This is a genomic window from Blautia aquisgranensis, from assembly GCF_040096615.1.
Lineage (GTDB): Bacteria > Bacillota > Clostridia > Lachnospirales > Lachnospiraceae > Blautia_A > Blautia_A aquisgranensis.
Map to the genome: position 1 here is coordinate 122,315 of NZ_JBBMEJ010000011.1, position 12,019 is coordinate 134,333.

Genomic DNA, 12,019 nt, shown 5'->3' on the forward strand with positions numbered 1-12,019 from the left:
GAGCGAAGAAGTGAATAAAACAGTAAGATTTGATAAATGCAGTTCCCAGGCTATGAAGGGCATTGCGATTCTGATGATGCTGATGCATCATATGTATCTGTCACGAGACAGATTTGAAGGTTTTCAAGTATCCTTTGCACCATTTGCGGAGCAGACGATCCTGTATCTGAGCAGTACTTCTAAAATCTGTGTGGCGATATATGCGCTCATTTCCGGGTATGGTTTATATCTCAGCTATAAAAAAAGTCATGATACGCCATGCCGGTGGACTGCAAAACGTCTGATAAAAACAATGTCAGGTTTCTGGATCATATGGATAATAGCAGCAATAATATTCCAGGTTATGTTTGGTTATGTCCAAAGGGTATATTTTACAGATGGTAACTGGATAAAAAGTCTAGCTGAAATGGGACTGGATTTTCTGGGACTTGCGAAACTGTTTGGTACAGCAACTATGAATGGTACCTGGTGGTATATGAGCGTAGCGGTCATCTTTGTGATCTGTGTACCGCTGATTATGAAGAATGAGGAGTGCATGGTACTTATTCTTGCGATGCTTGCAATAATTCCGAGGATGCTGTCACTGCAGGTTATGGGAAAAACAGAAATATATGCATTTCTGCCAACATTTCTTATGGGAATGTGCGTTGCAAAATATGGACTATATGACCGCTGGTTTCAGATCTGGAATCATGGAATGAAGAAAGTGGTTAAATTTCTGCTGGAATTAGTTGTTTTGTATGCGTTATATAAAGCTTATGGAAATTTGCCCGGATCGATATACAGTGAGATCAGATGGGGGATTTTTCCTGTCATTGTCATTGCTTTTTGCAGTGAATTTATCACAGTTATTCCGGGGATACGGCAGGTTTTTACATTTATAGGAAAACATTCCATGAATATATTTCTGGTACATACATTTCTGAGACAGTATTTCTGGAAAGAATTTATATATTCTTTTGGAAATTTTGCGGTAAATGTGACGGTACTGTTTTTGATATCCCTGCTGATATCAATAGTATTGGAGTGGTTAAAGAAAATAACGGGATATAATCGCACAGTACAGATGGTTTGCGAAAAAATCTGATAAAAACAAAGGAAGGAACAGCCCGCCGGTATGATTACGGCGGGCTGTTATGAAAGTAAAGATGGAAAAAAGATTTCGAAAAAGAATTATTTTGGTGCATTTATTTATTTTGGACTTTTTATGGGATTTACGCTTCAGACAAATTATGTAAAAGTTCATGGAGAACCGGCAGAAAAAACGGTTTCTTTTCGGGATAACAGTGGAAATTATCTCAAGAAATTCGGAGACAGCTGATATTTGAGAAATGCGAAAAAACAGAAACTTACAGGAATTCAATATCTGAATATTGATAATGTGGAATACCTTAAAAATGGATTTTACATGTTTGATGATTGAAAAAGAGAAGATTTTTCGGAGTGAATTTTACAGATGGATATTACTATTTTTTAGGAACCGGAAAATTATGCAGAAAGGCATATTTTCATAATTTGAATATAACCGTAAACGGAAAAAAATTCAAAGGAGTCTATTATTTCAGAAGCGGAAATGGATGTCTGAGACAGAAAGCCGGATGGATTACCTACGGAAAACAGAAATATTATGTGGATAAAAACGGGAAAAGAGCAGCCAATTGCTGGAAAAGCGGTTATTATCTGGATGCCAGTGGAACTATTGCCAAGAATGTAAGAACACCGGATGGAAAATATGTGGATTATCGGGAGAAGAAGAGTACAAAATCGGAGTATCAGCTGAGTGCTTTTAAGGATCAGCTGAAAAGATATACGGTAAATTATGGCGGAAACTGGTCGATTTACGTGAAAGATCTGAAGACCGGAAATATGATCAATCTGAATGATCAGGCCATGTATCCGGCTAGCACTATAAAAGCATTTGTGATGGCGTCTGCGAAAGACTGCGGAAAACTTCTTGGGAGAATTTATCGTGGAACCTGTGTATCAAAAAAATATTCACAGGAAATGCTGAATCTTCTGATGCATCAGGAGGTTCGATATAAGATTCCGGCAGGACTTCCGTCCGGTATCGTATGTGCCAACAAGACAGGTGAGACAAGCTCTGTACAGCATGATATGGCGATTGTCTATGGCAGAAAAACAAACTACGTTCTGTGTGTATTCTCAAGTGGAGGATCCGAATACCATCTTCAGAACGGAATCCGGAAGATATCCTCCATGGTATATAATTATCTGAACTGATATCAGAAGTTATTCAGTTCTCCGGTGTGAGAGGTATCATATCCGGTCTGGAGAGCCAGAGCCTTGCGGAAAGCTTCTGAAGATATGGTATCAGCTACAGCCCGGAATCCGGGCTCACTGAAATGGGAAGCATCCATGACAAGATACATGGTTTCTGTTCCGAGAGGAAGAAAATCCAGGTCAGTGAAAGTTCTGGCAGCATAGGCTTCGCCCAGGGCGATGTCCGCCTGCCCGCCTGCGACAGCAGCTGCAGTAGAAAAGTCAGAAACCAGTTCATTCCGGTATCCGGAGATAGATTCCGGAGAAATCTTGAGCTTACTTAACTGACGGTCAAGATAAACCCTCCGGCTGCTTCCTTTTTCACGGTTGGCAAAAATAATGTCTGCGCGTTGCAGATCAGGAAATCCCTGAATATTCCGGGGATTTCCTTTTTTTATATAAAGACCGATCTCATAGCTGTAGAAAGTCAGGGCAGCCAGAGGAATCCCAGGAACAAGACTCTGAATATCCGAAAAAGAAGCTGTCGCGCAGGCAATATGGACTTTTTCAAAATAAAGGGAGTACAGTCCGTTGTAAGTATTCATATGAGATTGAAGCACCGGAAGGCTTCCTTCCTGTGCAGGCAGCTGGTTCAGAAGAAGATCCAGTGCAGGAGAGGACTGGCCACTGATGATCAGCCCGCTGGAATGAATCAGATAATCTCTTTTCAGAAGAGAACTCTCCGGCTGGTAATCTTGAGTCTGGACAGAAGCGGGCTGTGTGGCACTGTCCAGATACTGCTTCAGCTGATTCTCGCTGACACGAAGCTGTTTGCCGATCTTTGAGGAGGAAAGCTCCCCTCGTTTGATCAGTTCATAGACTGTAGTTTTTTTGATCTTTAATTTATCAGCAACTTCCTGTGCTGTATAGAACTTATTCATCGATTCCCACCATGACACTGGTAGCCTTGATCACAGCGTAGGCATCAGAGCCAACCTTAAGTCCAAGCTCCTCTACTGCTGCACAGGAGATAGTCGCAGTGATGATATTTCCTCCGCCGATATCAATGGAAACGATGGAGTTTACAGCTCCCTTGTTGATGTTGATAACTTTTCCTTTTAACTGGTTGCGAGCACTGAGTTTCATAAATATATTCTCCTTATCATTCATACTTATCTGATACCTGTAAATCTTTTTTCATGATAGCATGTGCGGAAAAAAACAGCAATGCCTTACTTCTTGACAAGAAACTTTCATTTCGGTAAAATTAGACGAAACCATTCAAAACTGAATGAAACTGAACGAAACGAAAGGAAAAGGAATAAAAAATGAAGAAAAAAATCTTAGCAGCGCTTACAGCAGGAATCCTGAGCATGGGTCTGATGACCGGAAATGTGCTCGCAGCAGACACAGAAGAGAAGGGCGACAAGGATCTGAAGGGCGAGGTTTACGCATTTATCGCAGCCAGCCTCAGCAATTCCATGGAAGAAATCCAGAAGGACTTCAATGAGCTTTATCCGAACGTGACCATTTATTACAGCGCAGACAGTTCAGGTACATTACAGACACAGATTGAAGAAGGTGCACGCTGTGATCTTTTCTTTTCGGCAGCAGATAAGCAGATGAATGAGCTTACAGACGAGAAGCTGACAAAAGCAGATACCGTAGTTGATCTTCTGGAGAACAAGGTTGTACTCATCAAGCCAAAGGACGGAAAAACGAAGGTCGCAGGCTTTGAAAATGTGACAGATGCAGAGAACATGGCACTTGCAGGTGAGGACGTTCCGGTCGGACAGTATTCCCGTGAGATCTTCACAAATCTTGGTATCATGGATAAAGTGAATGAGATGGAAATCAATGAGTGTAAGAATGTAACGGATGTTCTGGCAGCAGTCAGTGAAGGAAGTAACGAGATCGGTGTTGTATATGCGACAGATGCAGCCTCCGTTGCTGATAAAGTAGAGATCCTGGCAGAAGCACCGGCAGACAGTCTTCAGACACCGGTACTCTATCCGGTAGGTCTTATTGAAGATAAAGAAGCATCTGAGGACGATACGAAGGCAGCAGAGGCATTTCTTGATTATGTAGAGTCTGATGCAGCGATCAAAGTGTTTGAAGATTACGGATTTGCAGCATATAAGGCTGAGAAATAATTTCTATGGTAGAATTTCTGAGAGAAGTAAACTGGAGTCCGCTCTGGATCTCCTTAAAAACAGGTCTGGTTGCCACAGTGATCGCTTTTTTTCTGGGGGTATTCTGTGCAAGAAAGATCATGAAGCTTCCGTCTGGTGCGAAAGCAGTGCTGGACGGAATCCTTACACTGCCGTTGGTGCTGCCGCCGACGGTAGCCGGTTTTATCCTGTTGCTGATATTCAGTCTGAAACGCCCTTTCGGAAGCTTTCTTCTTGAAAATTTTGATATCAAGATCGTACAGACCTGGAAGGGCTGTGTTGTGGCTGCGGCAGTGATCGCATTTCCGCTGATGTACCGCAATGCAAGAGCTGCCTTTGAACAGGTGGACGTGAATTTGATCTATGCAGGACAGACTCTTGGGATGAGTGACAGCAGAATATTCTGGAGGGTGGTTATGCCGGCGGCAGGTCCGGGAATCGCATCAGGAACTGTGCTGGCTTTTGCCCGCGCCATTGGTGAGTATGGAGCAACCTCCATGCTTGCGGGAAATATCCTGGGAAAGACGAGAACCGTTTCCGTTGCCATTGCAGCGGAGACTGCAGCCGGTAATTATGGAATTGCAGGCTTCTGGGTGGTGGTGATCGTGCTGATCTCCTTTGTGATCGTGGCACTGATCAACATCGTATCCGGAAGAGGAATGAAGACAAGAAGGTGGATCTGATGGCAGTCAGCGTAAATATCGAAAAAAACTTCCGGGATTTTTCCCTGAAGGTGAAATTTGAAGGCAGCTCGGCAGCAATCGGGCTTCTTGGCGCATCTGGAAGCGGCAAGAGCATGACTCTGCGCTGTATTGCGGGAATCGAAACACCGGACAGAGGAAAGATCGTGATCAATGGAAAAACTGTTTTTGATTCGGAAGCGAGAATTAATCTGAAGCCACAGAAGAGACATATCGGATACTTATTCCAGAATTATGCACTTTTTCCCACAATGACTGTGGAACAGAACATCCTCTGTGGCTATCGCGGTGGAAAAGCTTCTGCCAGGGAGAAGGTGGCAGACCTGATCCGGCGTTATCATCTGGAAGGACTTGAGAAACGATATCCTTCCCAGCTTTCCGGAGGGCAGCAGCAGAGAGTGGCATTGGCAAGGATGATGATCGGAGAACCGGAAGCCATTCTTCTGGATGAGCCTTTTTCGGCACTGGATGGCTATCTCAAAGATGTGCTTCAGAGAGAAATGCAGGATTTTCTGAAAGATTATAAGGGCGATATGATCCTTGTAACGCACAGCAGGGATGAGGCATATAAGTTCTGCAAGGAATTATCGGTTGTGGATAAGGGCAGAATCCTTGTGACCGGCGAGACGAAAAGCCTTTTTGAACGGCCGGGACTTCTGGAAGCGGCCAGACTGACAGGCTGTAAGAACTATTCTTCCATAAAGAAGCTTGGAGATCACGAGATCTTTGCAGAGGACTGGAAAATGAAGCTGCATACAGAGGAGACGGTGGGAGAGGACATCACCCATGTGGGAATCCGAGGACACTGGCTGCGCCCGGCAGAAGAGTCCGGCGAGAACTGTATGCCGGTGCAGGTCAGTGAGTACATAGAGACAACTTTTGAGCATCAGTACATGATAACGAATAGGCAGGAAAAAAATTCTTCGGGAATATGGTGGATGCGCCCAAAGAACAGCTTTACCGAGGATCCGGACAGGAATCTTCCGGAGTATCTGTATTTTCCACCGGAGCATCTGATGCTGCTGAAATAAGCTTCAATTATTTTCCGTGATTCCTGGAATATTTCAGATAATCGGATACCATCATGGCAAGCTTAAAGGCCAGGGCATCCTCAAAGGTACGCACATCCAGGCCGAAACGCTTCTGAAGCTTCTCAAATCGGTACACAAGAGTATTTCTGTGCACATAGAGCTGTCTGGAGGTCTCAGAAAGGTTCAGGTTATTCTCAAAGAAGGTGCGGATGATATTTAAGGTTTCATCGTCAATGGAATCCAGGGATTCCTCGCCGAAGATCTCGTTTACGAACATATCGCAGACCTGTGTAGGAAGCTGATAGATCAGACGGCCGATGCCAAGGCGATTGTAGCCGAAAACATTTTTGTCCGCATAAAAAATCTTTCCTACTTCGAGAGCTGTACGGGCTTCCTTATAAGCATCGGAAAGCTCCATGATATCATCGGCAACATTGCTGTAGGAGACCCAGGCAGAGGTCATGGCCTCGGTGTTCAGCATATCCACCAGCATGCAGGCGATGCCTTCCAGCTCTTCATAGCTCTCTGTGCTCTGCAGCTCACGGACAACAATGATTCCGGAATCATCCAGTGCAGTGATGAAATCCCTGGTGCGTGCGGAAAAGATGTTCCGGATAGTAGCTAGGGCGTTTTCATCCTTATGCTGTTTGGTCTCTACCAGGAATACAGCGCGACGCACGGAAGGGGCAATGCGAAGTCTGGCTGCCTTGTTGAAGGCTTCTACCTGTGAATAGCGTTCCAGGAGAAGATTTTGCATAAAAGAATTCTTGTCAGTTTTTTCGGCATAGGCAGTGAGCAGGCTTTCAATCTGGCAGACAGCAAGCTCTCCGATCGTAGGAACGGAGTCACCGGTTCCCCATACGAGCAGCAGCATATTGTCGGAAGAACCATTGAGCTTGTACAGGCTGCAGGTTCGATTGGAAATACATAAAGCAGGATCTTCACGAAACTGTGCAAGTTTTTCAGGAGAGGGGAGTTTTCTGTCGCAGGTAGTAATATAAATTTGATTGTTCTCATCCAGTATACAGAAATCCAGACCACTGATCCGGTTCCAGTCATCCAGAGATTTTTGAAGTGTTTGCTGTAATTTCATAAAATTTAATCCTTTCAAAAAAGAAACCCCGGGAAATCATATCCCCCGGGGTTAAATTCTGTTTTTCTAATTCTGTGAGAATTAGTTTGTGATTGTAAGCTCTGTCTCTTTGTCGAAGAAGTGAGCTTTCTCCATATCGAATGCGAATCTGATCGGATCGCCGGTCTTAGCTGTTGTACGAGGATCAACTCGTGCTGTGATCTGAGTTCCGTCAACATCAAAGTACAGGAATACTTCGGCACCAAGAAGCTCGTAAACTTTAACTACAGAGTTCATTGGTTTGCTTGGAGATGTCTCAAGGAACATTTGAGAATCATGGATATCCTCAGGACGGATACCAAGAACAACTTTCTTTCCGATGTAGCCTTTGTCTTTAAGAACTTTAGCCTTGGCAGCAGGAACGATAACCTCATGCTCGTTACCGATTGTAGCAACTGTGTTGCCGCCTTTTTCGGAGATAACGCAGTCAAGGAAGTTCATCTGCGGAGATCCCATGAATCCTGCAACGAAGAGGTTGCCCGGTTTCTGATACAGGTTCTGTGGTGTATCAACCTGCTGAACAACACCATCTTTCATAACAACGATTCTGGTACCAAGTGTCATAGCCTCTGTCTGGTCATGTGTTACATAGATGATTGTAGCACCCAGTCTCTGATGGATCTTGGAGATCTCGATACGCATCTGCACACGAAGTTTAGCATCCAGGTTGGAAAGAGGTTCATCCATAAGGAATACCTTAGGATTACGTACGATAGCACGTCCCATAGCAACTCGCTGTCTCTGACCACCGGAAAGAGCCTTCGGTTTACGATCAAGAAGTTTGTCAAGGTCAAGGATTCTTGCTGCTTCACGAACAGCTTTATCGATCTGATCCTTCGGAACTTTACGAAGTTTAAGTCCGAATGCCATGTTATCATATACTGTCATATGAGGATACAGAGCGTAGTTCTGGAATACCATTGCGATATCACGATCCTTAGGCTCTACATCGTTCATAACCTTGTCACCGATCTTAAGTGTACCACCGCTGATCTCCTCAAGACCTGCGATCATACGAAGTGTTGTAGATTTACCACATCCGGATGGTCCTACGAAGATGATGAACTCTTTGTCTTCGATCTCCAGGTTGAAATCTTTAACTGCCTGGAAGCCGTTCGGATAAGTTTTATTAATGTGAGATAATGATAAACTTGCCATTGTGTTTCCCTCCAAATTAACTATATTGTATTCGACGTAATTTCCTTTGCTGGTTAACAGTATAGCGAAAATGAAGGAAAAGAGCTAGAGATGAATCGTACAAACTTTCCGGCAGTTTCTTGTCATTCTGACGAAAAAACGAAAGGGGATTTTTCGTCATTCTGTCAAAACGACGGTTTCGCATGGACATATTCACCAGATATTATACTGTATTTGGGCAAAATACTCAACTATCGCAGAGCAGATGAAAAAAACAGAAATGGGTTATTTACAACTAACTAAAGTTGGAGTATACTAACTTTCTAGATAAGAAATGATATTCTGTGAAAGTGATGAATATTTTTCTCAACAGGAGGGATCGAAATGTATAATGCAGAAGCTGAGAAAGAAGAAAAAGGAGCCGGATGCTATCAGCATACACAGATGCAGAAAGATCTTATTATAGAGAAGCTTAAAGAAAGAGGATTGCGGATCACCAGACAGAGAATGCTTTTGCTGGATATTATCCTGGAAGGGGAATGCTCCTGCTGTAAGGAGATCTATTATCAGGCATCAGCACTGGATCCGAAGATTGGGGTGGCTACCGTGTATCGCATGATCAATACGCTGGAAGCAATCGGAGCGATCAGCCGTAAGAATATGTACCGGGTGGCCTGCAGTACAAAGGGTGCCTGCACAGTGGAGCTGGATGATGATACCATCTGCCATCTGTCCGGCCAGAAGCTGAATGAGGTGATCCTTGCCGGACTTAAGGCCTGCGGTGAGGTAAGCGGGCAGAATATCCGCAGCCTGGCGCTGCTTCCGGTGAATGAACCGGCGTGAAGTGAAGTAACTGACAGAAGAATCTTACAGGTGACACATATAATGGGAAGTTCATCGTGCAAAATGATAAAATTAGTTCAGAACAACTGTTAGCAAACATTAACTGTTAGGACAAATTAACTGAAAATTATGTAAATTGTTTCAAATTCACACAAAAAACACTGGACATTTTTCGAACAGTGTCCTATAATGATGAAAATATCGGGGCGGTATTATCAGAATAAGCTCCGGAATAAAAAAAAGAATGTTATGCTGTCAGCTTTTGACAGTATATACATATCACAAATGAAAATATTATGATCAGGAGGAAAATTATCATGGTAGACTTCAAATTCAAAAAATCAGGACTTTTTGCAGCAGGTGTTCTTTTCGGAACAGCAGGAATTAAGATCCTTACAAGCAAGGATGCGAAGAAGCTTTACACAGAATGTACAGCAGCTGTTTTAAGAGCGAAAGACTGTGTTATGAAAACAGCTACAAGCCTCCAGGAGAATGCTGAGGATATTTACGCAGAGGCTAAGGGAATCAACGAGGACAGAGCTGCAGCAGAGGAAGCTGTAGAGGATGCAGAAGCACCTGAGACAGCAGAAGAGGATGCTTTCAAAGAAACAGCAGAAGAGACTACAGAAGAAGCAGCAACAGAAGAGACAGCTGAGTAAAGAGGCGATTTTCCGTGAAATTTTTTATTAAACATGAGACAAGAGGAAGACTCCGTATTCATCTGGCACAGAAGAGGATGAGCTATGAGCAGGCAGATACATTACTGTATTATCTCCAGAATCTTGACGGAGTGACTTCTGCCAAGGTATATGAGAGAACCTGTGATGCAGTAGTCTGTTATCAGGGTAGCAGAGCAGCTGTTATTTCCGGTATTCAGGCATTCCATTATCAGGATGTGGAGGTTCCTTCCCAGGTACTTCAGAGCTCAGGAAGAGCTTTGAATGCAGAATATCAGGAGAAGCTGATCTCCAAGGTGCTCTACCATTACGGAAGAAAACTTTTTCTGCCATATCCACTGAACGCAATCTATACAACCGCAACTTCCGTGAAATATATATGGAAGGGAATTGATACACTTCTTCATCGTAAGATCGAGGTTCCTGTTCTGGATGCTACTGCCATCGGAGTATCTGTATTACGCCAGGATTTCGGCACTGCAGGTTCAATTATGTTCCTTCTTGGAATCGGTGAGCTCCTGGAAGAGTGGACACATAAGAAATCTGTCGGAGATCTTGCGAGAACCATGTCCCTGAATGTGGGTAAGGTATGGCTGAAAAAAGATGACCAGGAGATTCTGGTAGAGTCCGGAGAGATTCAGCCGGGAGATGAGGTTGTAGTCCGGATGGGTACCGTTATTCCGTTTGATGGAAGCGTGATCGACGGAGAAGCCATGGTCAACCAGGCATCCCTCACCGGTGAATCCGTACCTGTATGCAAAAAAGAAGACAACATTGCCTATGCAGGAACTGTCGTAGAGGAAGGCGAGATCACGATCCGCGTGAAAACAGTGGGTGGCTCCAGCCGCTATGATAAGATCGTTACCATGATCGAGGAATCCGAGAAGCTGAAGTCTTCTCTTGAGGGCAAAGCAGAGCACCTGGCAGATAAGCTGGTACCGTACACACTTGGCGGAACTGCACTTACGTATCTGATCACCAGAAATGCAACCAAGGCTCTTGCGATCCTGATGGTAGATTTCTCCTGTGCGCTGAAGCTGGCAATGCCGATCTCTGTGCTTTCCGCAATCCGTGAGGCCGGCACCCATAAGGTGACAGTCAAGGGTGGAAAATATCTGGAGGCTATGGCTGAGGCAGATACCATTGTATTTGATAAGACCGGAACACTGACCAAGGCGAAACCAACCGTTGTGGATGTGGTTCCGTTTGACGGAAATGATCCGGACGAGATGCTGCGTATCGCAGCATGTATGGAAGAGCATTTCCCGCACTCAATGGCTAAGGCTGTTGTCAGTGCTGCCAAGAAGAAAAATCTGGCACATGAGGAAATGCATTCCAAGGTTGAGTATGTGGTAGCGCATGGAATCTCCACAACGATCGAAGGCCATAAGGCTGTGATCGGAAGCTATCATTTTGTATTCGAAGATGAGAAATGTGCGATCCCGGAGGAAGGCAGAGAGAAATTCGAGGCGATTCCGGAGGAATATTCGCACCTGTATCTGGCAATCGACGGACGTCTTTCTGCCGTGATCTGTATTGAAGATCCACTTCGTGAGGAGGCGAAGGCTTCTGTCGAGGCACTGCGTGCAGCAGGTATCTCCAAGATCGTTATGATGACAGGCGACAGTGAGCGTACAGCTGCAGCCATAGCGAAACGTGTGGGTGTGGATGAATATTATTCCGAGGTACTTCCGGAGGATAAGGCGAACTTCATTGAAAAAGAGAAGGCAGCCGGAAGAAAAGTCATCATGATCGGAGACGGAATCAATGATTCACCAGCACTTTCCGCAGCAAATGTAGGTATTGCCATCAGTGACGGCGCAGAGATCGCCCGTGAGGTCGCAGATATCACAGTTGGAGCGGATGATCTTCAGGAACTTGTTGTTCTTAAAGAAATCAGCAATGCACTGATGAAACGAATCAGGCGAAACTATCGTTTCATCGTTACTTTTAATGCAGGGTTAATCGCCTGCGGTGTTGCGGGAATCTTGCAGCCGACAACATCAGCACTTCTGCATAATACTTCCACACTGGCTATCAGTTTGAAGAGCATGCAGAATCTGTTGCCATAAGGGACGGGGAAAAGTGGCTTTAGGCCACTTTTCAG

13 protein-coding genes are annotated in these 12,019 nt (G+C 44.4%); 9 read left to right on the top strand and 4 right to left on the bottom strand.

Annotation, left to right across the window (positions count from 1 at the left end; genetic code table 11):
- Positions 1-10 precede the first annotated feature (10 nt).
- From WMO28_RS10450 to WMO28_RS10460, 3 genes are all read left to right on the top strand, one after another.
- Complete coding sequence (locus WMO28_RS10450) at positions 11-1,087, top strand: acyltransferase family protein (protein WP_349056947.1); 1,077 nt, start codon at positions 11-13, stop codon at positions 1,085-1,087.
- 30 nt (positions 1,088-1,117) lie between these two features.
- Complete coding sequence (locus WMO28_RS10455; protein WP_349056948.1) at positions 1,118-1,321, top strand: hypothetical protein; 204 nt, start codon at positions 1,118-1,120, stop codon at positions 1,319-1,321.
- A 122-nt stretch (positions 1,322-1,443) separates the two neighbouring features.
- A complete protein-coding gene (locus WMO28_RS10460) occupies positions 1,444-2,241 on the top strand; it encodes a serine hydrolase (protein WP_349056949.1) in 798 nt (265 codons plus the stop codon).
- A gap of 2 nt (positions 2,242-2,243) precedes the next feature.
- Here WMO28_RS10460 and WMO28_RS10465 read toward each other — a convergent pair whose 3' ends face one another.
- Together WMO28_RS10465 and WMO28_RS10470 are read right to left on the bottom strand one after the other, a co-directional pair.
- Positions 2,244-3,161 carry a substrate-binding domain-containing protein gene (locus WMO28_RS10465; RefSeq protein WP_178642181.1) on the bottom strand — a complete coding sequence of 306 codons (918 nt, stop codon included), beginning with the start codon at positions 3,159-3,161 and terminating at the stop codon, positions 2,244-2,246.
- Positions 3,154-3,366: a TOBE domain-containing protein gene (locus WMO28_RS10470; protein ID WP_118062004.1), complete on the bottom strand. Its 213-nt coding sequence runs from the start codon at positions 3,364-3,366 to the stop codon at positions 3,154-3,156. Before WMO28_RS10470 ends, WMO28_RS10465 begins: the two co-directional genes overlap by 8 nt.
- 182 nt (positions 3,367-3,548) lie before the next feature.
- On the opposite strand from WMO28_RS10470, the gene modA reads away from it, so the two are divergent.
- The 3 genes from modA to WMO28_RS10485 are packed head-to-tail and all read left to right on the top strand — an operon-like array spanning position 3,549 to position 6,123.
- On the top strand, positions 3,549-4,373 hold the full coding sequence (gene modA, locus WMO28_RS10475) for a molybdate ABC transporter substrate-binding protein (protein ID WP_178642178.1): 825 nt from the start codon (positions 3,549-3,551) through the stop codon (positions 4,371-4,373).
- Positions 4,374-4,378: 5 nt separating this feature from the next.
- The gene (gene modB / locus WMO28_RS10480; protein ID WP_178642175.1) at positions 4,379-5,074 is read left to right on the top strand and encodes a molybdate ABC transporter permease subunit; all 696 of its coding nucleotides are present in this window, start codon (positions 4,379-4,381) and stop codon (positions 5,072-5,074) included.
- Complete coding sequence (locus WMO28_RS10485) at positions 5,074-6,123, top strand: ATP-binding cassette domain-containing protein (RefSeq protein WP_178642154.1); 1,050 nt, start codon at positions 5,074-5,076, stop codon at positions 6,121-6,123. The genes modB and WMO28_RS10485 overlap by 1 nt, the downstream gene beginning before the upstream one ends.
- Positions 6,124-6,130: 7 nt before the next feature.
- On the opposite strand, the gene WMO28_RS10490 is transcribed toward WMO28_RS10485, so the two are convergent.
- Positions 6,131-7,216: a helix-turn-helix domain-containing protein gene (locus tag WMO28_RS10490; protein WP_178642138.1), complete on the bottom strand. Its 1,086-nt coding sequence runs from the start codon at positions 7,214-7,216 to the stop codon at positions 6,131-6,133.
- Between the two features lie 81 nt (positions 7,217-7,297).
- Positions 7,298-8,413 carry an ABC transporter ATP-binding protein gene (locus tag WMO28_RS10495; protein ID WP_119239127.1) on the bottom strand — a complete coding sequence of 372 codons (1,116 nt, stop codon included), beginning with the start codon at positions 8,411-8,413 and terminating at the stop codon, positions 7,298-7,300.
- 363 nt (positions 8,414-8,776) lie between these two features.
- Here WMO28_RS10495 and WMO28_RS10500 point away from each other — a divergent pair, with 363 nt between their 5' ends.
- The 3 genes from WMO28_RS10500 (at position 8,777) to WMO28_RS10510 (ending at position 11,984) form a co-directional block, all read left to right on the top strand.
- The gene (locus WMO28_RS10500) at positions 8,777-9,235 is read left to right on the top strand and encodes a transcriptional repressor (protein ID WP_178645013.1); all 459 of its coding nucleotides are present in this window, start codon (positions 8,777-8,779) and stop codon (positions 9,233-9,235) included.
- A gap of 317 nt (positions 9,236-9,552) precedes the next feature.
- On the top strand, positions 9,553-9,894 hold the full coding sequence (locus WMO28_RS10505; RefSeq protein ID WP_178645011.1) for a DUF6110 family protein: 342 nt from the start codon (positions 9,553-9,555) through the stop codon (positions 9,892-9,894).
- Positions 9,895-9,908: 14 nt separating this feature from the next.
- Complete coding sequence (locus WMO28_RS10510) at positions 9,909-11,984, top strand: heavy metal translocating P-type ATPase (RefSeq protein ID WP_349056952.1); 2,076 nt, start codon at positions 9,909-9,911, stop codon at positions 11,982-11,984.
- Positions 11,985-12,019: the final 35 nt, after the last annotated feature.